At 60.4% G+C, this 25,451-nt stretch carries 22 protein-coding genes; 16 read left to right on the forward strand and 6 right to left on the reverse strand.

What is annotated here, in order from left to right; genetic code table 11:
- Positions 1–2 precede the first annotated feature (2 nt).
- Entirely contained in the window at positions 3–1,541 is a 1,539-nt protein-coding gene (locus tag FHL16_RS30650) for an HDOD domain-containing protein (protein ID WP_077750233.1), read from the reverse strand.
- A 166-nt stretch (positions 1,542–1,707) separates the two neighbouring features.
- Here FHL16_RS30650 and motA point away from each other — a divergent pair, with 166 nt between their 5' ends.
- Positions 1,708–2,559, forward strand: a complete 852-nt coding sequence (motA, locus tag FHL16_RS30655; RefSeq protein WP_077750234.1) for a flagellar motor stator protein MotA — start codon at positions 1,708–1,710, stop codon at positions 2,557–2,559.
- 3 nt (positions 2,560–2,562) lie between these two features.
- Positions 2,563–3,591 carry a flagellar motor protein MotB gene (motB, locus tag FHL16_RS30660; protein ID WP_077750235.1) on the forward strand — a complete coding sequence of 343 codons (1,029 nt, stop codon included), beginning with the start codon at positions 2,563–2,565 and terminating at the stop codon, positions 3,589–3,591.
- Between the two features lie 221 nt (positions 3,592–3,812).
- On the opposite strand, the gene rsgA is transcribed toward motB, so the two are convergent.
- Positions 3,813–4,844, reverse strand: a complete 1,032-nt coding sequence (gene rsgA, locus FHL16_RS30665) for a small ribosomal subunit biogenesis GTPase RsgA (RefSeq protein WP_010464204.1) — start codon at positions 4,842–4,844, stop codon at positions 3,813–3,815.
- 107 nt (positions 4,845–4,951) lie between these two features.
- Here rsgA and orn point away from each other — a divergent pair, with 107 nt between their 5' ends.
- Positions 4,952–5,494, forward strand: a complete 543-nt coding sequence (gene orn / locus FHL16_RS30670; protein ID WP_007995036.1) for an oligoribonuclease — start codon at positions 4,952–4,954, stop codon at positions 5,492–5,494.
- Between the two features lie 222 nt (positions 5,495–5,716).
- Positions 5,717–6,328 (forward strand): trimeric intracellular cation channel family protein, encoded by a 612-nt coding sequence (locus tag FHL16_RS30680; protein WP_007945604.1) that lies wholly within the window; start codon positions 5,717–5,719, stop codon positions 6,326–6,328.
- On the opposite strand, the gene queG is transcribed toward FHL16_RS30680, so the two are convergent.
- Positions 6,310–7,389 (reverse strand): tRNA epoxyqueuosine(34) reductase QueG, encoded by a 1,080-nt coding sequence (gene queG / locus FHL16_RS30685; RefSeq protein WP_077750236.1) that lies wholly within the window; start codon positions 7,387–7,389, stop codon positions 6,310–6,312. The genes FHL16_RS30680 and queG overlap by 19 nt on opposite strands.
- Before the next feature lie 63 nt (positions 7,390–7,452).
- Between queG and FHL16_RS30690 the strand changes: the two genes are divergently transcribed.
- The 12 genes from FHL16_RS30690 to FHL16_RS30745 all read left to right on the forward strand — a co-directional run bounded on the left by FHL16_RS30690 (position 7,453) and on the right by FHL16_RS30745 (position 22,457).
- The gene (locus FHL16_RS30690; protein ID WP_077750237.1) at positions 7,453–8,952 is read left to right on the forward strand and encodes a bifunctional ADP-dependent NAD(P)H-hydrate dehydratase/NAD(P)H-hydrate epimerase; all 1,500 of its coding nucleotides are present in this window, start codon (positions 7,453–7,455) and stop codon (positions 8,950–8,952) included.
- Complete coding sequence (gene tsaE, locus FHL16_RS30695) at positions 8,940–9,410, forward strand: tRNA (adenosine(37)-N6)-threonylcarbamoyltransferase complex ATPase subunit type 1 TsaE (protein WP_077750238.1); 471 nt, start codon at positions 8,940–8,942, stop codon at positions 9,408–9,410. Before FHL16_RS30690 ends, tsaE begins: the two co-directional genes overlap by 13 nt.
- Positions 9,411–9,458: 48 nt before the next feature.
- Entirely contained in the window at positions 9,459–10,838 is a 1,380-nt protein-coding gene (locus FHL16_RS30700; RefSeq protein WP_371917169.1) for an N-acetylmuramoyl-L-alanine amidase, read from the forward strand.
- An 8-nt stretch (positions 10,839–10,846) separates the two neighbouring features.
- Positions 10,847–12,745 (forward strand): DNA mismatch repair endonuclease MutL, encoded by a 1,899-nt coding sequence (mutL, locus tag FHL16_RS30705; protein ID WP_010464199.1) that lies wholly within the window; start codon positions 10,847–10,849, stop codon positions 12,743–12,745.
- Positions 12,745–13,716 carry a tRNA (adenosine(37)-N6)-dimethylallyltransferase MiaA gene (miaA, locus tag FHL16_RS30710; RefSeq protein WP_010464198.1) on the forward strand — a complete coding sequence of 324 codons (972 nt, stop codon included), beginning with the start codon at positions 12,745–12,747 and terminating at the stop codon, positions 13,714–13,716. The genes mutL and miaA overlap by 1 nt, the downstream gene beginning before the upstream one ends.
- A 94-nt stretch (positions 13,717–13,810) precedes the next feature.
- On the forward strand, positions 13,811–14,071 hold the full coding sequence (gene hfq, locus FHL16_RS30715) for an RNA chaperone Hfq (protein WP_007902656.1): 261 nt from the start codon (positions 13,811–13,813) through the stop codon (positions 14,069–14,071).
- 12 nt (positions 14,072–14,083) lie between these two features.
- Positions 14,084–15,385, forward strand: a complete 1,302-nt coding sequence (gene hflX, locus FHL16_RS30720) for a ribosome rescue GTPase HflX (RefSeq protein ID WP_010464197.1) — start codon at positions 14,084–14,086, stop codon at positions 15,383–15,385.
- A 96-nt stretch (positions 15,386–15,481) separates the two neighbouring features.
- Entirely contained in the window at positions 15,482–16,654 is a 1,173-nt protein-coding gene (gene hflK, locus FHL16_RS30725) for an FtsH protease activity modulator HflK (protein ID WP_077750240.1), read from the forward strand.
- The gene (gene hflC / locus FHL16_RS30730) at positions 16,654–17,523 is read left to right on the forward strand and encodes a protease modulator HflC (RefSeq protein ID WP_010464195.1); all 870 of its coding nucleotides are present in this window, start codon (positions 16,654–16,656) and stop codon (positions 17,521–17,523) included. Before hflK ends, hflC begins: the two co-directional genes overlap by 1 nt.
- Before the next feature lie 314 nt (positions 17,524–17,837).
- Complete coding sequence (locus tag FHL16_RS30735) at positions 17,838–19,025, forward strand: ATP phosphoribosyltransferase regulatory subunit (protein ID WP_010464194.1); 1,188 nt, start codon at positions 17,838–17,840, stop codon at positions 19,023–19,025.
- Positions 19,026–19,079: 54 nt separating this feature from the next.
- Positions 19,080–20,372, forward strand: coding sequence for an adenylosuccinate synthase (locus FHL16_RS30740; protein ID WP_010464193.1), 1,293 nt, complete (start codon positions 19,080–19,082; stop codon positions 20,370–20,372).
- Positions 20,373–20,522: 150 nt separating this feature from the next.
- Positions 20,523–22,457 (forward strand): methyl-accepting chemotaxis protein, encoded by a 1,935-nt coding sequence (locus FHL16_RS30745; protein ID WP_077750241.1) that lies wholly within the window; start codon positions 20,523–20,525, stop codon positions 22,455–22,457.
- A 123-nt stretch (positions 22,458–22,580) separates the two neighbouring features.
- Here FHL16_RS30745 and FHL16_RS30750 read toward each other — a convergent pair whose 3' ends face one another.
- The 3 genes from FHL16_RS30750 to FHL16_RS34590 all read right to left on the reverse strand — a co-directional run.
- Entirely contained in the window at positions 22,581–24,146 is a 1,566-nt protein-coding gene (locus tag FHL16_RS30750; RefSeq protein WP_077750242.1) for an ABC transporter permease, read from the reverse strand.
- A complete protein-coding gene (locus FHL16_RS30755; protein WP_077750243.1) occupies positions 24,146–25,156 on the reverse strand; it encodes an iron ABC transporter substrate-binding protein in 1,011 nt (336 codons plus the stop codon). The genes FHL16_RS30750 and FHL16_RS30755 overlap by 1 nt, the downstream gene beginning before the upstream one ends.
- 12 nt (positions 25,157–25,168) lie before the next feature.
- A partial coding sequence (locus FHL16_RS34590; RefSeq protein ID WP_218191868.1) for a hypothetical protein occupies positions 25,169–25,451 on the reverse strand: 283 nt, incomplete at its 5' end.

Consider the following 25,451-nt stretch of genomic DNA (forward strand, 5'->3'; position numbering starts at 1 on the left):
ATTCATTGACCGCGCTGGCTAAAGCTATGGAGTGCCTTTTCAATGCACTGCGCGGTTTTGCCGAAGGCTTGCACGGTGATTTCCGAGAACGGCCCGCCGCCCTGATCCGCCACAACGACCATGATCACCCGACCATTGTTGACCAGCGAGCGCAGCAGCAGGTGTTCGCCGCGAAACTGCGCACGCAGGCTGGCGGGTAGCAGCGCCGAGAACTGGGCGTTGTTGGCCGGGGTCAATCGCACCTGGGCCTGTTGTGAGAGCAACCGTTGCAGCACAGTGCTCTGACTCACGACCAGGTTTAGCCCCGCCGCTTCCTTCGCCAGCCCGGCCGTTTGATGCGCACGCAAATTGGCGTGGGTGCGGTCAGCCATCAATATCATCACTCGACGCATACCGCATGCGACCAGTGCGTCCCGGGCCGACGTGGTCAAGTGCATCGCATTGGTGAAGCGGCTCGGCTCAACCAGCAGTTCAGCACATTGTTTACGCCATGCCGTCAGGTTTTCGGTGGTCGGCGCTGGTGCCGGCAGCAACCCGGCGTGAACGCGGTTCACGCCCGAGGGCCAGATCAACGCTACGGCGGGGTGCCAAATGTCCGGCATGGCGTGCTGGTGTGCGCTGTTCACGGCTTGTTGATGCAGTTGCTGCTGCACGTCGCTCATCGGCATTTGCAGGTAAAGGCTGGTCAGGTATTGCCAGCGCTCGCTGTGCGGGCTGTCCCAGGCCTGTTGCGCCGACAGTGCCAGCCCATTGGCCAGCAACACGGTATTGGCCGGTTGGTTGAGCCAGCGACGCAAGGTCGGATCGTCATCGAGGCGATTTTGCTGGCGCAAGGGATGCTCGCTGTCCCGGGCAATGCGCAGGACTTTGACCAGTTCGCGCTGCTCGTTGAGCAGCAGGCGATAACCTTGCTGCACCCAGATTGGCAGGCGCCAGATGTCCACCAGCGCCTGGCAGATGTCCAGCAGGCGAACGCCGAACAGGTCCTTTTCGACTTTGCGCGCTGACTCGCCTTTATGAATGACCCGCAGTTCCCATTCTTCGAGCAACTGCGGATGAGTCAGCGCCATCGGCCAGAGCGGCGAGAGAAATAGCAGGCTGCCCCAGTGGATGTCCTGCCAGAGCCGCGCCAGGCGAGCGGCAAAAAAACCGTTGGCCTGTTGGGTCGCGTGCTGGCTGATCATCTGCAGCTGACGCAACGCCACCGGGATCTGTGATTGCGGTTCGGCAGGCAACCGGGCGAGCAATTCCTCGGTGCGTTTCAACCCGAGACGATTGATCGCCACCTCAAGGTTTTCCGCCGGGTCGGTCATGCTGCCGTGGGTATGACGATTGGCTTCACGAATCACGCTCAAGGCCAGGGCCGGGCTGTCCTGCAACAATTCGGCGATGTCGCGAATCGAGCTGCGGTTGTCGGCGAGGGCCTTGCAGACACGGTCGTGACTGTCTTGCGGAACCGGCAGACGCACGCCATCGAGAAGCTTGACCCAGCCTTCAAGAGTGGTTGGTTTTGGGATCGGGGTGTTCGTTTCGTTAGCCATGGTTGGACGTGATCATCGTCTGCATTACCTATGCCCAGAGAGGGCTAAATTAGCTTTTCGCTTGAACTGGCTATAGTCTGGCGCAGTTTTGCCGATAAGTAGAAGAAGAGATTTTTTAACTTCCGAATATGACCTTGAACCCGACTCAGTAAGTGCTCTCCTACCTATGGCTAAAATAATCGGCATCATCGTCGTATTCGCGAGCGTGCTCGGCGGATACGTGCTTTCCCACGGCAAGATTGCCGCCCTGATTCAACCTTTCGAGGTGTTGATTATCGGTGGTGCGGCCCTCGGTGCATTCCTGCAGGCCAACCCAGGTCACATGTTCAAACTCGTTCTCAAGAAAGCCTTGGGAATGTTCAGCTCGCGCTTCAACCACACGTTCTATCTGGAAGTGCTGGGCCTGATCTACGAGATCCTCAACAAGAGCCGCCGCGAAGGCATGATGGCGATCGAAGGCGACATCGAAGACGCCGCCGCGAGCCCGATCTTCGCCAAGTACCCTGCGGTTCTGAAAGATGACCGCATGACCGCCTACATCTGCGATTACCTGCGCATCATGTCCTCCGGCAACATGGCGCCCCATGAGCTCGAAGGTCTGTTCGACATGGAACTGACCAGCCTTAAGGAAGACCTCGATCACCCGTCCCACGCCGTGAACGGCATCGCCGACGCCATGCCTGGCTTCGGTATTGTCGCGGCCGTATTGGGTATCGTGGTGACCATGGCCTCCCTGGGTGAAAGCGATCAGAAAATGATCGGCTTACACGTGGGTGCGGCACTGGTAGGTACTTTCTTCGGTATTCTCGCCGCCTACGGCTTCTTCGGCCCGCTGGCCCATGCCCTGGCCCACGAAGCCAAGGAAGAGCTGAACGTCTACGAAGCCATCAAGGCTTCGCTGGTTGCTTCGGCTTCCGGCATGCCGCCATCGCTGGCAGTGGAATTCGGCCGCAAGGTTTTGTACCCGGCGCACCGTCCTAGCTTCGCTGAGCTGGAACAAGCGGTTCGCGGTCGCTAAGTCATGGAAAACAACCAGCCGATAATCATCAAACGCGTAAAAAAATACGCGGCCGGACATCACGGGGGCTCCTGGAAAATCGCCTTCGCTGACTTCGCGACGGCGATGATGGCGTTCTTCCTGGTGCTGTGGTTGCTGTCCACCGCCACGCCGGAACAGAAGATTGCCATCGCCGGTTACTTCAAGGACCCGGTCGGTTTTTCCGAAAGCGGCACGCCATACATCATCGATCTGGGCGGCTCCCCGACCCTGGCACCGGAGAACACCCTCAACCCTGAGGTGAAGTCTCAGCCGCAGCCGGACCGAGTCACCGTCGACACCGACCAGGTCGAAGGCATGGCCGAACAGGTGGAGAAGGAACGCCTGGAACTGTTGCTGCAAGAATTGCAGAACAAGGTTGATGAAAACCCGCAGCTGCAAAAATTCAAGGACCAGATCCTGTTCGAAATCACACAGGACGGCTTGCGCATCCAGATCATGGACGCGGAAAACCGGCCTATGTTCGACTCAGGCTCAGCGCGTCTTAAACCGTATTTCGAAGACATCCTGCTGGCCATGGCCGACACCATCAAAGCGGTGCCGAACAAGATCAGCATCAGCGGCCATACCGATGCCAAGCCGTACTCGGGCACCGGTGATTTTGGTAATTGGGAACTCTCAGCCAACCGTGCCAACGCCGCCCGCCGTGCCCTGGTCGCCGGCAGCTATCCGGATCAGCAAGTGGCGCGGGTGGTCGGTTATGCCTCGTCGGCGCTGTTCGATCGCGAGAACCCGTTCAACCCGGTCAATCGCCGGATCGACATCGTGGTGCTGACCAAAAAGGCCCAACGCGCCATCGAAGGTTCGCAAGGCGCTGAACCGGCACCTGCGCCAACGCAGGGGCAGGGAGGTCCGGGCGAAGTGCCGGCCACGCCGATCGATCCGAACGCATTGCCGGCGGATAAACAACCGCTGCCGGCCCATGAGCTTCGTGAGCGATTGAATATCTTCGAAGACCCGGCACCGAAACCGGTGGAGCCGCCGAAGCAGTGACCCATAACAATCAAGCCGACAGAAATGTCGGCTTTTTTGTGCGGCTTTCACGGGTTTGGACGTCACTGCATTTTTAGCGTGGACATGGTCCCTGTGGGAGCGAGCCTGCTCGCGAAGGCTTTGTGTCAGGCGACGGGGGGAGGGCGGTGTACATATCCATTTCTGCGGTAACGGCCGCCCATGGATCATGTTCGTGGCATCACGAACATGATCACGGCTACTTAATAACTGGTTTCGGGCAGGCTGGCGATGATCGAGCGATAGCTGTTCATCCGCTGCTGCTGCACGCGGCCTTCTTCGAGAGCTTTGAGCAAGGCGCAACCCGGCTCGCGGTCGTGCTTGCAGTCGCGGAAGCGGCAGGTGCCGATCAAGTCGTTGAACTCGATGAAACCGGCTTCGACGTCGGCACGGCTGACGTGGCCCAGACCGAATTCGCGGATACCCGGGGAGTCGATCAACTCACCGCCACCGGGGAAGTGGAACAACCGCGCGGTCGTGGTGGTGTGGGTGCCCTGGCCGGACAGCTCGGACAGCGGGCCGACACGGGCTTCGACTTCCGGCAGCAGGCTGTTGACCAGCGAGGACTTGCCGACGCCGGACTGGCCGACGAATACGCTGATGCGTCCGTCCAGCTGTTTTTGCAGCTGTTCCATGCCGTTGCCGTGGTGCGCCGAGACCTCCAGCACCGGGTAACCCAGCGTGCGGTAAACCGCCAGCAAGGCATTCAGCGCCGGGGCGTTCTGCTCGTCGATCAGGTCGAACTTGTTGAGCAGCAGCAGCGGACGAATCCCGGCGTGCTCAGCAGCGACCAGGTAACGGTCGATCAGGTTCGCGTGCGGCTCGGGCAGCGGGGCGAAGACGATGACGATCATATCGACGTTGGCTGCAACGGGCTTGAGCTGACCACGGCTGTCCGGACGGCAAAGTTCGGTTTTACGCGGCAGCTGCGCCACGATTACCCCGATGCCTTGGTTGCCGGCACGCCAGACCACCTGATCACCGGTCACCAGCGCTGGGAGGTTGGCGCGCAAATGGCAGCGGAACACTTCGCCGGCCAGTTCGCCCTCAAGGGCTTCGACTTCGACCTGCACACCGAAGTGCGCGATCACCAGGCCCGTCTGTTCCGGACCCAGGTCGCCGCCCTCAAGTGCCTCGACAGCCGAGGACTCGCGTTTGGCGGCGCGGGCAGCGCGTTCACCTTGGATCTTTTCGATGCGCCAGTTTTGACGACGATTGAGTTGGCGTTTGGCCATGGGTGTTCCGTATCAAGAATGCAGCGATTAGGTAAAACGGCCGCGAGTTTAGCACGCCCGGGCGCCGCCCTAGGCTAAACTGCGCAGCATTGCCTAGGAGCCGACACATGCAAAACCCGCAGAATCTGATCTGGATCGACCTGGAAATGACCGGTCTGAACCCTGATACCGACGTCATCATCGAAATGGCGACCATTGTCACCGACAGTGACCTGAACACCTTGGCCGAAGGGCCGGTGATCGCCATTCACCACAGCGACGAGATCCTCGCCGGCATGGACGAGTGGAACACCCGTCAACACGGCGGCTCGGGCCTGACCCAACGGGTGCGCGACAGCCGCATCAGCATGGCCGAAGCCGAAGCCGAGACCATTGCCTTCCTGGAGAAATGGGTGCCAAAGGGCAAGTCGCCGATCTGTGGCAACAGCATCTGCCAGGACCGTCGCTTCCTTTATACCCACATGAAATCCCTGGAAAGCTACTTCCACTACCGCAACCTCGACGTATCGACCCTGAAAGAGCTGGCCGCACGCTGGGCACCGGACGTGCGCGACAGCTTCAAGAAAGGCAGCACCCACCTGGCCCTGGACGACATCCGCGAATCCATCGCCGAGTTGCAGCACTACCGCAAGCATTTCATCAAGTTCTGAAGGGTGTCGGGCCTTTGTGGCGAGGGAGCTTGCTCCCGCTCGGCTGCGAAGCAGTCGTAAAACCTGCAAATGCGGTGTGACTGGAAGAATGCCGGGGAGCGCTTCGCGCTCCAGCGGGAGCGAGCTCCCTCGCCACAGGTTGCGTGTAATGCGTTCTCTTGCCCTCTTTTGGTGCCGGGACTAAATGGCTAGACTGCGCGCCTTTCTGCAAGGACCGCCACCATGCTGCTGATGCTCTACCTGATCGCCATCACCGCCGAAGCCATGACCGGTGCCCTGTCCGCTGGTCGTCGCGGCATGGACTGGTTTGGTGTGGTGCTGATCGCCTGCATTACGGCGTTGGGCGGCGGTTCGGTGCGCGACGTGCTGCTCGGTCACTACCCGCTGACGTGGGTTAAACACCCGGAATACCTGGTGCTGACATCGATTGCAGCCATGTTCACGGTTTTCGCTGCGCGCTGGATGCGTCACTTGCGCTCACTGTTTCTGGTGCTCGACGCCGTGGGGCTGGTGGCATTCACCCTGATCGGCTGCATGACCGCCCTGGAAATGGGTCACGGCATGCTGGTGGCCTCGGTCAGCGGCGTGATCACCGGGGTGTTCGGCGGCATCCTGCGCGACATCTTCTGCAACGACATCCCGCTGATCTTCCGCCGCGAACTCTACGCCAGCGTCTCGTTCGCTGCGGCGTGGTGCTACATGCTGTGCATCTACCTGCAATTACCCGGCGAACAGGCGATTTTGATCACGTTGTTTGGCGGTTTCCTGTTGCGGTTGCTGGCGATTCGTTTCCACTGGGAAATGCCGAAATTCGTTTATAACGACGAAGCCTGACGCTCGGCGTGTTGTTTCAGCGCCCACTCGACGTGTTCCCGCACCAGTTCCGACGGATAGTCGCGCCGCGCTTTCAATGCTTCCAGCACCGGAATGCTCGAGGGTGCGTTCCCTAGCCCGACGGCGAGGTTACGCAACCAACGCTCGTAACCGGCACGGCGCAATGGTGAACCTTCGGTGCTGCTGAGGAACCTGTCCTCATCCCACATGAACAGTTCGGCCAGTTCGGCGTTGTCCAGGTTATGCCGTGGCTTGAAGTCGCTTTCGCCGGACGGGCGGGCGAAGCGGTTCCACGGGCAGACGATCTGGCAGTCATCGCAACCGAACACCCGGTTGCCGATCAACGGGCGCAAATCTTCGGGGATCGCGCTTTTCAGTTCGATGGTCAGGTAAGAAATGCAGCGCCGGGCGTCCAGCACATAGGGGCCGACGAAGGCGTTGGTCGGGCAAATGTCCAGGCACGCAGTGCAGCGTCCGCAATGTTCGGTGCTGTGCGGTGGATCGACTGGCAGCGGCAGATCGACAAAGAGTTCGCTGAGGAAGAAGTAACTGCCGGCCTTGCGATTCAACACCAGGGTGTTTTTGCCGATCCAGCCCAGGCCGGCCTTTTCTGCAATGGCCTTTTCCAGCACCGGCGCGCTGTCGACGAAGGCGCGGTAGCCGAACGGCCCGATGACCGCCTGAATTTTTTCTGCCAGTTGTTGCACACGTTTACGGATCAATTTGTGGTAATCGCGGCCCAAGGCATAACGCGATACGTAGGCTTTTTCCGGTTGGGCCAGCAATTGCGCCATTTGGGTATCGCCGGGCAGGTAGTCCATGCGCAGGGAAACTACGCGCAACGTACCTGGGACAAGCTCTTCGGGATGCGAGCGTTTGCTGCCGTGGGCGCCCATGTAATCCATTTCGCCGTGGTAGCCGGCCGCCAGCCATTGCTCCAGGTGCTGCTCATGCTCGGCCAGGTCGAGGCCGCTGATGCCGACTTGCTGAAAGCCCAGCTCGCGGCCCCAGTCCTTGATGGATTGGGCGAGGGCGGGCAGGTCTGTAGTAATAGCGGGCATGAGGCGAGAGAAACCGGAGCTGAGGTGCGTATAATTCTGCCAGACATCGGAGCCCGAAGACGCATGCCGCACACTAAAGATGATTTACCCGACGCGCTGTACAGCGCCGCGCACGTGCGAGCCCTCGATGCGAATCTGATCGCGGCCGGCACGCCGGGCTTCGAATTGATGCAGCGTGCAGCGCGAGCGACCTGGCGTGGACTCGTCCGTCAGTGGCCGTCGGCGAATGAATTGACCGTCGTGGCCGGTCGCGGTAATAACGCCGGTGACGGTTATCTGGTGGCGGTGCTGGCGCGACGTGCCGGTTGGCATGTCCGGGTCTTGGCGGCTGGCGATCCCCAGCGTTTGCAGGGGGACGCGGCGCTGGCCCATGCCGAGGCGGTGTCCGAGGGCATTGCGGTTCAAGCCTTCACTGCGCAGTCGGAATTGCGTGGAATTGTGCTCGACGCCTTGCTCGGTACCGGTTTGACCGGCGAAGTGCGAGAGCCCTTCGCCAGCGCGATCACCGCAATCAACGCCAGTGGACTGCCGGTGGCGGCGGTGGATATCCCTTCGGGTTTGTGCGCCGATACGGGGCGCATATTGGGCACGGCTGTCCGAGCTGATCTGACCGTGACCTACATTGCCTTGAAGGTGGGATTGTTCACGGGTGACGCGGCGGATGTGGTCGGCGAGCTGGTGTTCAACGATCTGCAAGCCAGCGCCGAGTCGTTTAACGGGGTCGACATTGATGCACGGCGCCTGACAGCCGGTAATTTGCCGCGTCTGGCAGGCCGCGCGCCAACCGCCCATAAAGGCAAATTCGGTCACGTCTTGCTGATCGGCGGTGATCGTGGCTTCGGCGGTGCCATTCTACTGAGCGCGCAGAGCGCATTGCGCAGTGGTGCGGGCATGGTGTCCGTGGCCACACGCAGTGAACATGTGCCAGCAGCGTTGGCGAGAATTCCTGAAGCGATGGTGTTGGGCACTTCCTCGGCCAATCAACTGATGGAACTGCTGCAAAAGGTTTCCGTGTTGGTGGTCGGCCCGGGCCTGGGTCAGGCTGCCTGGGGGCGCAGTCTTTTGTCGGCGGCGGCCAACGCGCCGTTGCCGCAAGTCTGGGATGCCGATGCGTTGAATTTGCTGGCTTCAAACCATGTGAGCTTGCCCAAGGACTGCGTGATCACGCCGCATCCAGGTGAAGCGGCGCGGTTGCTGGGGATCAGCACCGCCGAAGTCCAGGCTGATCGCCCGGCGGCAGCTCATGCATTGAGCAAAAAATATACAGCTGTTGTGATTCTTAAAGGCGCCGGCAGTCTGATCGCCAGCCCCGACGGGCGCCTGGCGTTGTCTCATCAAGGGCATCCGGCCATGGCCACCGCGGGTTTGGGTGATGTGCTGGCCGGTCTGGTCGGCGCGTTGCTGGCCCAAGGCATGGACGCGTTCAACGCTGCTTGTCTGGCGGTCTGGCTGCACGCCAATGCCGGCGAGCAACAAGGTAAATCGGGCCGCGGGCTGGCGGCCAGTGATCTGATCCCAGCCATTCGTCAGTTGTTGGAGGAGCAAGCACCGTGTCTGAAGTAACCCTGTACCTGGCCGATGAAGAGGCGATGACCGCATTTGGCGCACGCATCGCACAAACCACCCAAGGGCACGGTCTGATTTTTCTGGAAGGCGATCTGGGGGCGGGGAAAACCACGCTGTCACGGGGCATTATCCGTGGCCTGGGGCATGTGGGGGCGGTAAAAAGTCCGACGTTCACCCTGGTCGAGCCTTACGAAATCGGCGACATCCGGGCCTTCCATTTCGACCTCTATCGACTGGTTGATCCGGAAGAACTGGAGTACCTCGGTATCCGCGACTACTTCGAAGACGACGCGCTGTGCCTGATCGAATGGCCCCAGAAGGGTGCAGGCTTTTTGCCAAAGCCCGACCTGACCATTACCATTAGCCCGCAAGACAGCGGGCGTTCGCTGAAAATTTTGTCCCAGGGCTCGCGCGGCGAGTCGTGGTGTGCCGCTTTGGCATTGGAATCCAATTAAATGATGGGGTCAGGTATGCGCTTTCGCGCGATGGTAGCTGCCGTAGGGATGTTGTTTTTGGCGGTGACCGTCGACGCTGTGGCCGAGACTAAGGTCAACAGCGTTCGCCTGTGGCGGGCGCCGGATAACACACGGTTGGTGTTCGACCTGACCGGGCCGGTGCAACACAGCGTTTTCACCCTGACCACCCCGGATCGGCTGGTGATCGACATCAATGGCGCCTCCCTTGGCTCGCCGCTGAACGTCAACACCTCGAACACTCCGATTACCGCCATGCGCTCGGCCCAACGCACGCCGACCGATTTGCGGGTGGTCATCGATCTGAAAAAAGCTGTTACGCCAAAAAGCTTCACCCTGGCGCCAAACGCCCAGTACGGCAATCGACTGGTGGTCGACCTGTTCGATAACGCCGCCGATGCCGCGCCAATACCGGCGCCGACCAATGTCGCGACGGTGGCACCGGTGCCGGTCACGCCGGTAGAGCCTCCGGTGAAGCTGCCGCCTGCGCCTGCCGGCAAACGCGACATCATCGTGGTGATCGACGCCGGCCACGGCGGCGAAGACCCGGGTGCCTCGGGGTCTCGCGGTCAGCGTGAAAAAGACGTGGTGCTGGCCATCGCCCGCGAATTGCAACGCCAGGTCAACGGCATGAAAGGCTTCCGCGCCGAACTGACCCGTACCGGCGACTACTTCATTCCATTGCGCGGCCGTACCGAAATCGCCCGCAAGAAAGGCGCCGACCTGTTCGTGTCGATCCACGCCGATGCCGCCCCTTCGGCTGCGGCGTTCGGTGCGTCGGTGTTTGCCCTGTCTGATCGCGGCGCCACCTCGGAGACGGCCCGTTGGCTGGCCGATAGCGAAAACCGTTCCGACTTGATCGGCGGTGCCGGCAACGTCAGCCTCGACGACAAGGACCGCATGCTCGCGGGCGTGCTCCTCGATCTGTCGATGACGGCTTCCCTGACGTCCAGCCTGAACGTTGGCCAAAAAGTCTTGAGCAACATCGGTCGCGTCACGCCGCTGCACAAACAGCGCGTGGAGCAGGCCGGGTTCATGGTGTTGAAGTCGCCGGACATCCCGTCGATCCTGGTCGAAACCGGGTTCATCTCCAACGCCAACGAAGCGTCCAAACTGGCTGCCGCGAACCACCAGCAGGCGCTGGCGCGTTCGATCAGCAGTGGCGTGCGCCAGTTTTTCCAGCAGAACCCGCCGCCGGGCACCTACATCGCCTGGCTGCGTGATTCCGGCAAGATCGCTCAAGGCCCACGTGACCACCGGGTAAACCCGGGTGAGACGCTGGCGATGATTGCCGTGCGTTACCAAGTGTCTCCGGCCACATTACGCAGCGCCAATAACCTGAAAAGCGACGAGCTGAAAATCGGTCAGACCCTGACCATTCCCGGCACAGAACTGGCGTCCAAAGAATGAATCAGGTGTTGACCCATGCGGCTCGCATCGAGCTGCTCAGCCCGCGACTGGCGAACCAGATTGCCGCCGGTGAGGTGGTTGAACGCCCGGCCTCGGTGATCAAGGAGTTGCTGGAGAACAGCCTCGACTCCGGCGCCAAACGCATCGACGTCGATGTGGAGCAGGGTGGCGTCAAGCTGTTGCGGGTGCGCGATGACGGCAGCGGCATTTCGGCCGATGACCTGCCGCTGGCCCTGGCGCGACACGCCACCAGCAAGATTCGCAACCTGGAAGACCTCGAGCAGGTCATGAGTCTCGGGTTTCGCGGTGAAGCCCTCGCCTCGATCAGCTCCGTGGCGCGTCTGACCCTGACGTCCCGGACCAAGGATGCCGACCAGGCCTGGCAGGTCGAGACCGAAGGCCGGGACATGGCCCCCCGGGTTCAACCCGCGGCTCACCCGGTGGGCACCTCGGTTGAAGTGCGCGACCTGTTCTTCAACACCCCGGCGCGGCGCAAATTCCTCAAGACTGAAAAAACCGAATTCGATCACCTGCAAGAAGTGATCAAGCGTCTGGCGCTGGCGCGTTTCGACGTGGCGTTTCATTTGCGTCACAACGGCAAAACCATCCTCAGCCTGCACGAAGCCCATGACGACGCGGCCCGTGCGCGGCGAGTGGCAGCGATTTGCGGTTCAGGTTTCCTGGAACAGGCGCTGCCGATCGAAATCGAACGCAATGGTCTGCATTTGTGGGGTTGGGTCGGGTTGCCGACGTTCAACCGCAGCCAGGCGGACTTGCAGTATTTTTTTGTGAACGGCCGTGCCGTGCGCGACAAACTGGTGGCCCACGCGGTACGCCAGGCGTATCGCGACGTGCTGTTCAATGGTCGGCACCCGACGTTCGTGCTGTTTTTCGAGGTCGATCCGGCCGGTGTCGACGTCAACGTGCACCCGACCAAACACGAAGTGCGCTTCCGTGACGGGCGTATGGTCCACGACTTTCTCTACGGCACCTTGCACCGCGCCTTGGGCGATGTGCGACCGGATGATCATCTGGCTGCACCGGTGGCGACGGCGATCGTTCGACCGACCGGCATAGACGCCGGTGAATTCGGTCCCCAGGGCGAAATGCGCCTGGCGGCCAATGCCCTGCTGGAGCAACCTCAGGCGCAGCCGTCGTTCAATACGACGGCAGGCTCAGGCGCTGGCGCCGGTTATCAGTATCAATACACGCCGCGTCCTCAGTCCGGCGTGCCAGCGGCTGAAGCCCAGGCGGCGTACCGGGAGTTTTTTGCACCTTTGCCAGAGGCAAATGCCGTCGCGCTCCCGGCCGGTCAGGATGATATTCCTCCATTGGGCTACGCATTGGCGCAGCTCAAGGGTATCTACATTCTCTCGGAAAACGCCCAAGGCCTAGTGCTGGTGGACATGCACGCCGCCCACGAACGGATCATGTACGAGCGACTGAAAATCGCGATGGCCAGCGAAGGCCTGAGCGGCCAGCCGCTGTTGGTGCCGGAATCGTTGGCGGTTAGCGAGCGCGAAGGCGATTGCGCCGAAGAAAACGTCGCGTGGTTCCAGCGTCTGGGCTTCGAGTTGCAGCGACTCGGCCCGGAAACACTGGCGATCCGGCAGATTCCGGCCTTGCTCAAGCAAGCTGAAGCGAATCGATTGGTGAGTGATGTGTTGGCCGATCTGATGGAATACGGCACCAGCGACCGTATCCAGGCGCACCTCAACGAACTGCTTGGCACCATGGCCTGCCACGGCGCTATTCGGGCAAACCGGCGTCTGGCGCTGCCGGAAATGAACGGTCTGCTGCGGGACATGGAAAACACCGAGCGCAGCGGTCAATGCAACCATGGCCGACCGACCTGGACCCAATTGGGCCTGGACGATCTGGACAAACTGTTCTTGCGCGGTCGTTGATGAGCCAGCTCCCACCTGCGATTTTCCTGATGGGCCCGACCGCAGCGGGCAAGACTGATCTGGCCATCGAGCTCACCAAAGTGCTGCCTTGCGAGCTGATCAGTGTCGATTCGGCGCTGGTCTACCGCGGCATGGACATCGGCACCGCCAAGCCTTCGAAAGAGATTCTGGCCGAGTTTCCGCACCGTTTGATCGATATTCTTGACCCGGCCGAGAGCTATTCGGCGGCGGATTTTCGCCGTGATGCGCTGGAGGCGATGGCCGAGATCACTTCGCGAGGCAAAATTCCGCTGCTTGTAGGCGGCACGATGCTCTACTACAAGGCTTTGGTCGAAGGACTGGCAGAAATGCCGGCGGCGGATCCCGAGGTTCGTGCGCAGATCGAAGAAGAGGCTGCACGCCTTGGCTGGCAAGCCCTGCACGAACAATTGGCGCTCGTAGATCCGGTTTCGGCGGCGCGAATTCATCCGAACGATCCGCAGCGACTCAGTCGAGCGCTGGAAGTTTATCGCGTCAGCGGTCAGAGCATGACCGAGCTGCGGCTGAGACAAAGTGCGCAAAGTACTGAAGCAGCCGCTTCGGGACTGCAACAATTGCCCTATACTGTCGCGAACTTGGCCATTGCTCCGGCAAATCGCCAGGTACTGCACGAGCGAATTAAACAAAGATTCACAGTTATGTTGGAACAGGGATTCATTGACGAGGTCGTAGCCCTGCGTAAGCGAAGTGACCTGCATTCCGGGTTGCCGTCTATACGTGCGGTAGGCTACCGACAAGTCTGGGACTACCTGGATGGCAAGCTGACCCAAGCCGAGATGCAGGAGCGTGGAATCATTGCCACGCGCCAATTGGCAAAGCGTCAGTTCACCTGGCTGCGCAGCTGGGCTGATTTACACTGGTTGGACAGCCTGGATTGCGACAATCTGCCGCGCGCCTTGAAATACCTGGGGACCATCTCCATATTGAGCTGAGTCCTTGCAATTGCCGTCTATCCTTGGGGGTGTGACGGCCACAAGCCATCTGTTTACCTATTTTTTATATTGAATCCTTAAAGGAGTGCGGCACATGTCAAAAGGGCATTCGCTACAAGACCCTTACTTGAATACTTTACGTAAAGAGAAAGTTGGGGTGTCCATCTACCTGGTGAACGGGATCAAACTGCAAGGCACGATCGAGTCTTTCGACCAGTTCGTTATCCTGCTGAAAAACACCGTCAGCCAGATGGTTTACAAACACGCTATCTCTACAGTGGTGCCGGTTCGTCCAATTCGTCTGCCTAGCGCAACCGAATCCGAAGCAGGTGACGCTGAGCCAGGTAACGCCTGATAGGAGTCTCCTTTGTTCTTTGAGCGCCACGGTGGTGGTGAGCGAGTGATCCTCGTTCACTTGGATGGACAGGACCCTGAGGCGCGCGAAGATCCGCAGGAGTTTCAGGAGTTGGCTAATTCGGCTGGCGCCGAGACCGTTGCGTTTTTTAACGTGCCGCGTCATCGGCCAACCGCCAAATTCCTGATTGGCAGCGGCAAGGTCGAGGAACTTCGCGACCTGGTCCATGCCGAGAAGGCAGATCTGGTGATCTTCAATCACATCCTCACGCCCAGTCAGGAACGTAACCTCGAACGTGTTTTCGAGTGTCGCGTGATCGACCGCACGGGTCTGATTCTCGATATTTTCGCCCAGCGCGCCCGTACCCATGAAGGCAAGCTCCAGGTAGAACTGGCCCAGCTTGACCACATGAGCACCCGGCTGGTTCGTGGCTGGACTCACCTTGAGCGTCAAGGTGGCGGTATCGGCATGCGTGGCCCGGGTGAAACCCAGCTGGAAACCGACCGCCGTTTGCTGCGGGTACGCCTGCGACAGATCAAGGGCCGACTGGAAAAAGTGCGCAGTCAGCGCGAGCAGTCGCGACGCGGCCGTTCGCGTGCGGATATTCCTACCGTGTCCCTTGTGGGCTATACCAACGCCGGCAAATCCACGCTCTTCAATAACGTGACGAAATCCGACGTGTACGCGGCTGACCAGTTGTTTGCCACGCTGGACCCGACCTTGCGCCGTCTGGAGCTCGACGACCTGGGGCCGATTGTCCTGGCCGATACGGTGGGTTTCATACGCCACTTGCCTCACAAACTGGTTGAGGCATTTCGGTCTACGCTCGAAGAGTCGAGCAACTCAGACCTGCTGTTGCACGTGATCGATGCGGCCGAACCGGATCGCATGTTGCAGATCGAGCAGGTGATGGTGGTGCTGGGCGAGATCGGTGCCCAGGACTTGCCGATCCTCGAGGTCTATAACAAACTCGATTTGCTTGAAGGCGTTGAGCCACAAATCCAGCGCGACGAAAATGGCAAGCCCCAACGGGTCTGGCTGTCGGCGCGTGATGGCAGTGGTCTGGAATTGCTTGAGCAAGCCATTGCCGAGTTGCTGGGCGGTGATTTGTTTGTTGGCACCTTGCGCTTGCCGCAACGTTTTGCTCGACTGCGTGCGCAGTTTTTCGAACTCGGTGCGGTGCAGAAAGAAGAACACGACGAAGAAGGCATCAGCCTGCTGGCCGTTCGCTTGCCACGGGTTGAGTTGAATCGACTGGTGAGTCGCGAAGGTCTGCAACCGATGGAATTCATCGAACAACACACTTTGCAATAAAAGCCTGAAAAAGCGGTTGTGCCGCGGTGACAGGCATTCTGTAGCATTGGTCGGCGCGCCGTGGGTGCGTCTTTGCTTTATCAGATGGAGAGCGCTATGGCTTGGAATGAGCCGGGTGGCAACTCGAATAATCAGGATCCTTGGGGTGGCAAGCGCCGCAATAACGGCGACCGCAAGGGACCACCGGATCTCGACGAGGCCTTCCGAAAGCTGCAGGAAAGCCTGAACGGGTTGTTCGGTGGTGGTAAGAAACGCGGTGATGACGGCGGTGGTTCGGGCAAGAGTGGCGGCTTCGGCGGCCTGCTCGGCATCGGCCTGGTCGTGTTGGCGGCCGTATGGCTGTACAGCGCGGTCTACGTAGTCGACGAGCAGGAGCAAGCCGTGGTGCTGCGCTTCGGCAAGTACTACGAAACCGTCGGCCCGGGCCTGAACATCTACTTCCCGCCGATCGATCGCAAGTACCTGGAAAACGTCACGCGTGAGCGTGCCTATACCAAGCAGGGTCAAATGCTCACTGAAGACGAGAACATCGTCGAAGTGCCGCTGACCGTGCAGTACAAGATCAGCAACCTGCAGGACTTCGTGCTGAACGTCGATGCGCCGGAAATCAGCCTGCAGCACGCGACCGAAAGTGCCTTGCGCCATGTGGTGGGTTCCACCGCGATGGACCAGGTGCTGACCGAAGGTCGTGAGTTGATGGCCAGCGAAATCAAGGAGCGTCTGCAACGCTTCATGGATACCTATCGCACCGGTATCACCATCACTCAGGTGAACGTACAGAGCGCAGCGGCACCGCGCGAAGTACAGGAAGCCTTCGATGACGTGATCCGTGCCCGTGAAGACGAGCAGCGTTCGCGCAACCAGGCTGAAACCTACGCCAACGGCGTCGTGCCGGAAGCCCGTGGTCAGGCCCAGCGTATCCTCGAAGATGCCAACGGCTACCGTGACGAAACTGTCTCGCGCGCCAAGGGTGAGGCTGATCGCTTCACCAAACTGGTGGGCGAGTACCGCAAGGCCCCTGAAGTCACCCGCGAGCGTCTGTACCTGGACACCATGCAGGAAGTCTTCACCAATACCAGCAAGGTCCTCGTGACCGGCAACAAGAATGGCCAGAGCAATCTGCTGTACTTGCCGCTGGACAAGATGGTCGAAAGTGGTCGCAACACCAGCACTCCGGTGACCGGTGCGGCAGCCACCAGCAATGAAGCGAATGCGCGTGCGGCAGCTGATCTGCAGCAACAGCAAGCACGTACCAGGGAGAGTCGCTGATGAGCAATAAATCGCTGATCGCCCTTATTGTCGGCGTCGTCGTGGCCATCGCTGCCTGGAACTGCTTCTACATCGTGGCTCAGACCGAGCGTGCGGTGCTGCTGCAGTTCGGTCGGGTGGTCCAGGCCGATGTTCAGCCGGGCCTGCATGTGAAAGTGCCTTACGTTAACCAGGTGCGCAAATTCGACGCACGCCTGATGACGCTGGATGCACCGACGCAACGCTTCCTGACGCTGGAAAAGAAAGCCGTGATGGTCGATGCCTACGCCAAGTGGCGCGTGAAAGATGCCGAGCGCTTCTACACCGCGACTTCTGGCCTCAAGCAGATTGCCGATGAGCGTCTTTCCCGTCGTCTGGAATCGGGCCTGCGTGACCAGTTCGGTAAGCGCACGCTGCACGAAGTGGTGTCCGGTGAGCGTGATGCGCTTATGTCCGACATCACTGCCTCACTGAACAAGATGGCGGAAAAAGAGCTGGGCATCGAAGTTGTCGATGTCCGGGTCAAGGCCATCGATCTGCCGAAAGAAGTGAACCGCAGTGTGTTCGAGCGTATGAGCTCCGAGCGTGAGCGTGAAGCTCGCGAGCACCGCGCCAAGGGTAACGAGCTGGCAGAAGGCATCCGTGCCGACGCCGATCGTCAACGCCGCGTGCTGCTGGCTGAAGCCTATCGTGAATCTGAAGAGGTTCGCGGTGATGGTGATGCCCAGGCCGCTGCGATCTACTCCAAGGCCTACGGCCAGGATCAGGAGTTCTACGGTTTTTACCGTAGCCTGCGCGCCTACCGTGAAAGCTTCGCGAACAAATCCGACGTCATGGTCCTGGACCCAAGCAGCGACTTCTTCCGTTACCTGGAAAAAGCCAAGCCTTGATACGACGTTGACCTGAATCATCCCCCGCCTGGCGGCTAAAGCTTCGGGCGGGGTGATCCTTTGGGAAAACGTGTGTATGATGCGGCAGCCGGGAAATTCCCGGCTTTTTTGCGTCTGCACGTTTGATTGCTGTTTTTAGCGGGCGCCCGAGTTGAATGACTCGACAGGTTTTTCGAGGAAAGTGGTTGGCGAAGCCGGTTTCAGGCTTTTCGCCACGTTGTTTATGCGCGTGGTTTGCACATGAGCCGACCATTTTCTGCTTCACTCAAGGCTCGCCCAACGGCTGGCCGCCCGGATCATAGGGGAATGGCGTAATGGCAACGGTAGACCGCTGGCTGCTGCCAGATGGCATCGAAGAAGTACTGCCACCAGAGGCGGCGCGCATTGAAGTCGCGCGTCGTCAGGTGTTGGATCTGTTCCAGAGCTGGGGTTACGAGTTTGTCGTGACTCCCCATATCGAGTACCTGGAATCCCTGCTGACCGGCGCGGGCTCGGACCTCGATCTGCGGACCTTCAAGGTCATCGACCCGCAATCGGGCCGGCAGATGGGTTTCCGTGCCGACATCACGCCGCAAGTGGCGCGCATCGATGCGCACACCCTGCGCCGTGAAGGCCCGAGCCGCCTGTGCTATGCCGGCAGCGTGCTGCATGCCCAGCCGCGCGCCCTGTCGTCCTCACGCAGCCCGATCCAGCTGGGCGCCGAGTTGTATGGCGATGCCAGCCCGAGCAGCGACGTGGAAGTCATCAGCCTGATGCTGGCCATGCTGCAACTGGCCGACGTGCCGGATGTGCACATGGACCTCGGTCATGTCGGCATCTACCGCGGCCTGGCCCGTGCGGCCGGTCTGTCTGGCGAAGTTGAGCAGCAGTTGTTCGATGCGTTGCAACGCAAGGCCATCGACGAGGTCATTACCTTGACCGAAGGCTTGCCTGCCGATCTGTCGGGCATGTTGCGCGCGTTGGTCGATCTGTGTGGCGGCCGTGAAGTATTGAGCGCTGCTCGCGAGCGTCTGGCGCATGCGCCAGCGCCGGTTCTGGCGGCGCTGGACGATTTGCTGGCGATTGCCGAGCGTCTGTCCACGCGTTTCCCGGAGTTACCGCTTTATTTCGACCTGGGCGAGTTGCGCGGCTACCACTACCACACCGGTGTGGTGTTCGCGGTGTTCGTACCGGGTGTTGGCCAGTCCATTGCCCAGGGCGGTCGTTACGACGACATCGGCGCCGACTTCGGTCGCGCTCGTCCGGCAACCGGCTTCTCCACCGATTTGAAAACCCTGGTGACCCTGGGGCGTGCTGAGATCAAGCTACCGTCTGGCGGTATCTGGATGCCTGACAGTACGGATGCGGCACTCTGGCAGCAGGTTTGTCAGTTGCGCAGTGAGGGTCAGCGTGTCGTTCAGGCGTTGCCTGGACAACCTTTGGCCGCCGCCCGTGAAGCGGACTGCGACCGGCAATTGATTCAGCAGAACGGGCTTTGGCAAGTATCGCCACTGGCTTCTTGAGTTTTCCTGTCGGCTGCGGCCGGCACCAAGTTTGCGCGAATGAGGACAAGTGTTATGGGTAAGAATGTCGTAGTCCTGGGCACCCAATGGGGTGATGAGGGCAAAGGCAAGATCGTTGATCTGCTGACCGAACATGCTGCCGCCGTAGTGCGCTACCAGGGTGGCCACAACGCGGGTCACACCCTGGTGATCGACGGCGAAAAAACCGTCTTGCACCTGATTCCGTCGGGCGTGTTGCGCGAAGGCGTGCAGTGCCTGATCGGCAACGGCGTGGTGGTTGCACCCGACGCTCTGCTGCGGGAAATCATCAAGCTGGAAGAGAAAGGCGTACCGGTGCGTGAGCGCCTGCGTATCAGCCCGTCCTGCCCGCTGATCCTGTCCTACCACGTCGCGCTGGACCAGGCCCGTGAAAAGGCCCGTGGCGAGCTGAAGATCGGTACCACCGGTCGCGGCATCGGCCCGGCTTATGAAGACAAGGTTGCACGTCGCGGTCTGCGCATCGGTGACCTGTTCCACCGTGAGCGTTTCGCCGCCAAGCTGGGTGAGTTGCTGGATTACCACAACTTCGTCCTGGTCAATTACTACAAAGAGCCTGCGATCGACTTCCAGAAAACACTCGACGAGTGCATGGAATACGCCGAGCTGCTGAAGCCGATGATGCTCGACGTCACCGCCGAGCTGCACGAGTTGCGTCGCGCTGGCAAAGACATCATGTTCGAAGGCGCCCAAGGCTCCCTGCTGGACATCGACCACGGTACCTACCCGTACGTCACCAGCTCCAACACCACCGCGGGCGGCATCGCTACCGGTTCGGGTTTTGGTCCGATGTACCTGGATTACATCCTGGGCATCACCAAGGCGTACACCACCCGCGTGGGTTCGGGTCCGTTTCCGACTGAGCTGTTCGACGACGTGGGTGCATTCCTGGCCAAGCGTGGCCACGAGTTCGGCGCTACCACCGGCCGTGCCCGTCGTTGCGGCTGGTTCGATGCCGTCATCCTTCGTCGCGCTATCGACGTCAACAGCATCTCGGGCCTGTGCCTGACCAAGCTGGACGTGCTGGACGGTCTGGAAACCATCAACATCTGTGTTGGCTACAAGAACCAGGATGGTGCAGTGATCGACGCGCCGACTGACGCCGACAGCTACATCGGCCTGGAGCCGGTGTACGAAGAGATGCCAGGCTGGACCGAATCCACCGTCGGTGCCAAGACGCTGGAAGAGCTGCCGCAAGCTGCTCGCAACTACATCAAGCGCGTCGAAGAGTTGGTCGGTGCGCCGATTGACATTATTTCGACGGGCCCGGACCGCAACGAAACCATCGTTTTGCGTCACCCGTTCGCTTAATAAGTTGTTGATGTAGAAAGCAAAGGGCCCTTGATTGGGCCCTTTGTCGTTTATACCTGCCGGACGGCATGACCTTTGCTGTGATGTTGAATAAAAGCATCGCTTCCAGTGCGCCATCAATTTAATGGCGCCAAAGCAGAGGGATTCCAAGTGTCGGCCGTTCTCTCATTGTTACAAAGCCGTTTGTTGCGGCCTGTGTTCGTTACCCTTGGTATCGCCCTTTTGGTGCAGGTGCTGGTGGCTGTTGCTCTGACTCGGAGCACGGTGACTGCGCTTGAGGCTGATCTTGGTGTGCGTCTGGGTGTCGACAGCCAAAAACTGTCTGGAGAGCTTGAGCAGGCGGGGCGTGAAGTCACGTCGAGCCTGGACAACCTCTCTACCAGCACCCGTCAGCGACTCACTGCCGGCTTGTCTACGCGATTGAAAGACGAGCAGGTGCAATTGCGTGCAACGTTGGAAAAGGATCTCAAGGATTCGGCCAACGACATGGCGCAACTGCTGGCCTCGGTCGCTCCGCGTGCCATGTGGGACAGCGACGTTCCAACCCTGTCCGAATTTGCCCGCCGGGCCCAGCGCAATCCCAACGTGTTGTTCGTGGTGTATGACGACGCGACGGGTCAGCACCTGACGCGCTACCTCAACCGCGAAAACCCGATCAACAAGGCGCTGCTGGAGAAAGGCCAGGGCGAGCGTGCGCTGGACAAAGTGCTGGACGCGGCGAAGAACGATCCATCGGTCTACTACCTCGAAGCATCGATCAACCCCAACGGCGTGGAAATCGGCAAGGTCTTGATGGGTGTCTCGACCGCCTCGGTGGAAACTGATCTGGCGGCCCTGGATAAACGTTTTGCGGCGCTGATCGCCAGCGGAGATCAACTGGTTGGCGACAGCCTAAAAGGCGCGGCCGCCGACAGCGCCACGGCGATGCGTGCGCGTCTGACGTCTGCGCAGGCTACGGCCTCTGAAATGAAAGCCAACACCACCAGCACCGTGCAGGAAGCTGCGGCGACGTTACGCTGGCGCATCGGGATGTTTCTGGCGCTGGTCGGTTGCGGTGTGCTGCTGTTGCTCGCGGTGGTGCTGGGCCGTCGCGTGGTCAATCGCTTGAAAATGCTCATCGCCGCCATGGATGACCTGGCGGCGGGTGAGGGCGACCTGACCAAGCGCGTGCAGATCAATAGCAAAGATGAGATCGGCGATATGGCCGCGGCGGTCAACCGCTTTGTGGATAAGTTGCAGCCGATCGTGCGCGAAGCGGGCGATGTGGCCCAGCGTACCGGTGTGGAAATCGGCGCCATGACCCTGCGCAATGCCGGAGCTGATGCGGCGGCGGGCATGCAGCGTGATGAAGTGGCTGAGAGCCTGCGCGCGTTGTCGCAGATGGCCGATGAAGCCCAATCGGAAAGCAACGCCATGCAGGCTGCGTTGCAGCAAGTGGTGGATATTCGTTCGGCCACCGATGAGAACACTCGAACTTCGGCGAAGGTCGGTAGCCTGATCGAGGCGTTGGCCGGGCAGGTCGATACCGGGGCGAAAGTCATCGAGCGTCTGGCGCAGCAGAGCGAGCAGATTGAAGTGGTGCTGACGGTGATTCACGGGATCGCCGAGCAAACCAACCTGCTGGCACTGAACGCCGCCATCGAAGCGGCGCGTGCCGGCGAAACCGGTCGCGGCTTTGCGGTGGTGGCGGACGAAGTCCGGGCGTTGGCGAGCAAGACTCAAAGCTCCACCGGCGACATCCAGGCGCACATCGTGGCCTTGCAGCAAGGTGCACGTGAAGCGGTGGCAGCGATCGGCCAGGCCGGGCGTCAGGCCAATGAAGGTTTGCTGGTATTGCGTGACAGCGCACGGTTGCAGCAATCGGTGCAGGCATCGGTCGAGCAGGTGCATGCGGCGATTGGTCTGGCGACCCAGGCAGCGGCGCATCAGGCGCAAGGTGCGCAGGCGGTGCGGGGTCGGGTTGAGACGATTCATGCGCAGGCTGAGAAAGCGGCTCAGGCGGTGGTGGAAACCACGGCCAGCGGCAAGGTGCTGGATGGGTTGGCGGCGCAGCTGAAGGCGAGCCTGGGGCAGTTCAGGGCGTAAGACTTGTATTGCTTGAGCTGACGTCATCGCGAGCAGGCTCGCTTCCACGGGATTGTGGGTGGGCACAGAATTTGTGACCACCTCAGATCAAATGTGGGAGTGAGCCTGCTCGCGATGGCGATCTCAACGGCTCAAATACATCCGGGTTGTTAACAGGTAAACCGGCAGCCCCGACACCAGAATCAACAACGCCGCATAAGGCGCCGCTGCCGCGAACTCCACGTTCGCGGTATGCGCCCAAACCTCCGTCGCCAGCGTATTGAGCCCGGTCGGACTCAACAGCAGCGTCGCCGTCAGCTCCTTCATCGCATCCAGAAACACCAGCGCAAACGCTGCGCCCAGTGCTGGAAAGATGATCGGCAGTGTCACCCGGCAAAACGCACTGAAAGACGATGCCCCCAGCGTGCGTGCCGCCTCTTCCAGTTGCGGCGCGGCCTTGTTCAGCGCCGTGCGAATCGGTGCCTGCGCCAATGGCAAAAACAGTAGCGCATAAGCGATCAGCAGCAGTGCCGAAGTCTGGTACAGCACCGGCACGTAGTGCAGGGCGAAATACACCAGCGTCAGCGCAATCACCAAGCCTGGCAGCGCGTGCAGCAGATAGGGCAAGCGCTCGGCCCAGATCGCCAGCCGGCCTTTGTGCCGCACCACCAGCAATCCCACCGGCACCGCCAGCACCAGGCACAGTGCAGCGCCACCCAGCGACAGCGCCAGGGACGACAGTAGCGCCTCGCTGATTGCTGCCACCGGGAATGCTGCCGACGAACCTACCGCCAGCCAGTACGCCAGCATCCCCAGCGGAATGCCACTGCCGATGATTGCCAATGCCAGGCAGTAAACCTGTCCGGCAACCGTCCACGGCCCCAGTCGAACCTGTTCCGCCTGCCGCGCTGCGCCCTGGCCGGTGCGCACGTGCCGGCCTTTGCCGCGTACTCGCAACTCAAGCCACAACAGCACCAGGCACAGCGCCAGAAGCACCGCCGACAGCATCGCCGCGTTGGCGTTGCTGAATTCCAGTTCGAACTGCTGATAAATCGCGGTGGTAAAGGTTTGCAGGCCGATGATCGACAGGGCGCCGAACTCCACCAGCATGTGCAGGGCAATCAACAGCGAACCTGCAAGCAGGGACGGCCAAAGCAGGGGGAGGGTAATCCTGAAAAACACGCCCCACCGATTCTGTCCCAGCGTGCGGGCTGACTCTTCCAGGGACGGATCGAGGTTGCGCAGGGTTGCTGCAACGGGCAGAAAGATCAGCGGGTACTTGGACAGGGTCATCACCAGGATCGCCCCGCCCAGGCCTTCGAAATGCGCGCTCAGGGATACCCAGGTAAAACTGCTGACGAACGCCGGCACGGCGAACGGCAAGCACAGGATAACGCCCCACACTCGCCGTCCCGGCAGATTGCTGCGTTCCAGCAGCCAGGCAAGGGACAAACCGATCACGCCGCAGGCGACGGTCACGCCGATCATCAGCGCCAACGTATTGCGCAGCAGCCCGAACACATAAGGCCGCCACAGCAAATGCAGCGCCTCGGCCCAGCCGGCCTGCCAGGTCTTGAGCCCGACATACACCAGCGGCAAAAGGCTGAGCACCACCAGCAGCAAAACCGGCAGCAGCAGCCAGATCGACGGCCGCTTGCGCCGTGGCACGTAACCCCCGCGCGAGGCGGGGGCGGATAACGATGCGCTCATCAGTTCAAGCCAACGTCACGTTCCAGGTCCAGGGCTTCTTCGGCGTTGCCGAGGTCGGCCGGGGTGACTTTCGGTGCCTCCAGTTCGCTGAACGGCTTGAGACCGCGATCCGATTCCATGCCTTTGTGCAGCGGGTATTCGGCGGTGGTCTGGGTGATCACGCGCTGACCTTCTTCGCTGGCCATGTAGGCGAGAAATTGCTGGGCTTCTTTTGGATGCTTGCTGGATTTCAGCACGGCGGCGCTGGAAACAGTGATCAAGCCGCCGACGTCGCCGCCGGTGAAGTAATGCAGTTTCGAGTCGAGCTGGCCTTTTTCCCGTTGCAAGGCGAACCAGTAGTAGTTGTTCACCAGCACGGTGGCGACTTCGCCGTTTTCCACCGCTTTCAGCGCAACCATGTTGTTGCTGTAAGTCTTGCCGAACGCGCGCAGGCCGGTCAGCCATTCTTCGGCCGCGTCCATGCCATGCACTTTGATGATTGCCACGGCCTGTTCCTGGAACGCGCCGCTGGTAGGCACGAAACCGACCTTGCCTTGCCATTTCGGATCGGAGAATTCCATCACCGACTTGGGCAGGTCTTTTTCATCGATCAGTTTCGGGTTGAAAGCGACCACGCGGACCCGGGCGGTGATGCCGATCCAGGTGCCATTACCGGCGACGTAGTCTTTCGGCAGAACGGCGAGGGTGGCTGCGTCGGTCTTGGCCAGCAGGCCCTGTTCGCCGAGTTTGTTCAGCGGAGGCGATTCTTCTGTGTAGATCACATCGGCGGGAGAGCGGTCGCCTTCTTCGACGACCTGGCTGGCGAGCTGATTGCTGCTGCCTTTGCGCACGTTGACGTGAATGCCGGTCTTGGCTTCGAAGGCTTTGGCGATGGCGTCGCCGACTTCCTTGTGTTGGCCGTTGTAGAGGGTCAGGGAAACTGTATCAGCAGCCTGGGAGAGGGGAGTGGCGAGTGCCAGGCCGAGCAGGGTGAAGGTCAGGCCGCGGCGCAGGGTATTTCGAAACATCATTCGCAGGGTTCCTCACTGTCGCATTGCAAAAACTTGAAACAATGATAAACGATATTGTTTCTCAAGTGCGCCTTGCGGGGCGCAGAGGGTTTTGCTAGAGGGGGTGCGATCTCTTTGGCGAGGGAGGAGTAATGGCTTGAAGTTTTTGAATGCCAGAAACGCAAAAACCCGCTTTCGCGGGTTTCTGTGAAATCCAAGATCGAAACCTTGAATTTGAATTGGTGCCCAGAAGAAGACTCGAACTTCCACGACCTTGCGGTCACCAGCACCTGAAGCTGGCGTGTCTACCAATTTC

Source organism: Pseudomonas sp. FSL W5-0299 (assembly GCF_005930655.1).
Classification (GTDB): Bacteria; Pseudomonadota; Gammaproteobacteria; order Pseudomonadales; family Pseudomonadaceae; genus Aquipseudomonas; species Aquipseudomonas mandelii.

What these genes read in the sequence shown, in the direction of transcription:
- FHL16_RS30650 (WP_077750233.1), bottom strand. Translation starts at nt 1,541, where the DNA reads ATGGCTAACGAAACGAACACCCCGATCCCAAAACCAACCACTCTTGAA.
- motA (WP_077750234.1), top strand. Translation starts at nt 1,708, where the DNA reads ATGGCTAAAATAATCGGCATCATCGTCGTATTCGCGAGCGTGCTCGGC.
- motB (WP_077750235.1), top strand. Translation starts at nt 2,563, where the DNA reads ATGGAAAACAACCAGCCGATAATCATCAAACGCGTAAAAAAATACGCG.
- rsgA (WP_010464204.1), bottom strand. Translation starts at nt 4,844, where the DNA reads ATGGCCAAACGCCAACTCAATCGTCGTCAAAACTGGCGCATCGAAAAG.
- orn (WP_007995036.1), top strand. Translation starts at nt 4,952, where the DNA reads ATGCAAAACCCGCAGAATCTGATCTGGATCGACCTGGAAATGACCGGT.
- FHL16_RS30680 (WP_007945604.1), top strand. Translation starts at nt 5,717, where the DNA reads ATGCTGCTGATGCTCTACCTGATCGCCATCACCGCCGAAGCCATGACC.
- queG (WP_077750236.1), bottom strand. Translation starts at nt 7,389, where the DNA reads ATGCCCGCTATTACTACAGACCTGCCCGCCCTCGCCCAATCCATCAAG.
- FHL16_RS30690 (WP_077750237.1), top strand. Translation starts at nt 7,453, where the DNA reads ATGCCGCACACTAAAGATGATTTACCCGACGCGCTGTACAGCGCCGCG.
- FHL16_RS30700 (WP_371917169.1), top strand. Translation starts at nt 9,459, where the DNA reads ATGTTGTTTTTGGCGGTGACCGTCGACGCTGTGGCCGAGACTAAGGTC.
- miaA (WP_010464198.1), top strand. Translation starts at nt 12,745, where the DNA reads ATGAGCCAGCTCCCACCTGCGATTTTCCTGATGGGCCCGACCGCAGCG.
- hfq (WP_007902656.1), top strand. Translation starts at nt 13,811, where the DNA reads ATGTCAAAAGGGCATTCGCTACAAGACCCTTACTTGAATACTTTACGT.
- hflK (WP_077750240.1), top strand. Translation starts at nt 15,482, where the DNA reads ATGGCTTGGAATGAGCCGGGTGGCAACTCGAATAATCAGGATCCTTGG.
- hflC (WP_010464195.1), top strand. Translation starts at nt 16,654, where the DNA reads ATGAGCAATAAATCGCTGATCGCCCTTATTGTCGGCGTCGTCGTGGCC.
- FHL16_RS30735 (WP_010464194.1), top strand. Translation starts at nt 17,838, where the DNA reads ATGGCAACGGTAGACCGCTGGCTGCTGCCAGATGGCATCGAAGAAGTA.
- FHL16_RS30740 (WP_010464193.1), top strand. Translation starts at nt 19,080, where the DNA reads ATGGGTAAGAATGTCGTAGTCCTGGGCACCCAATGGGGTGATGAGGGC.
- FHL16_RS30750 (WP_077750242.1), bottom strand. Translation starts at nt 24,146, where the DNA reads ATGAGCGCATCGTTATCCGCCCCCGCCTCGCGCGGGGGTTACGTGCCA.
- FHL16_RS30755 (WP_077750243.1), bottom strand. Translation starts at nt 25,156, where the DNA reads ATGATGTTTCGAAATACCCTGCGCCGCGGCCTGACCTTCACCCTGCTC.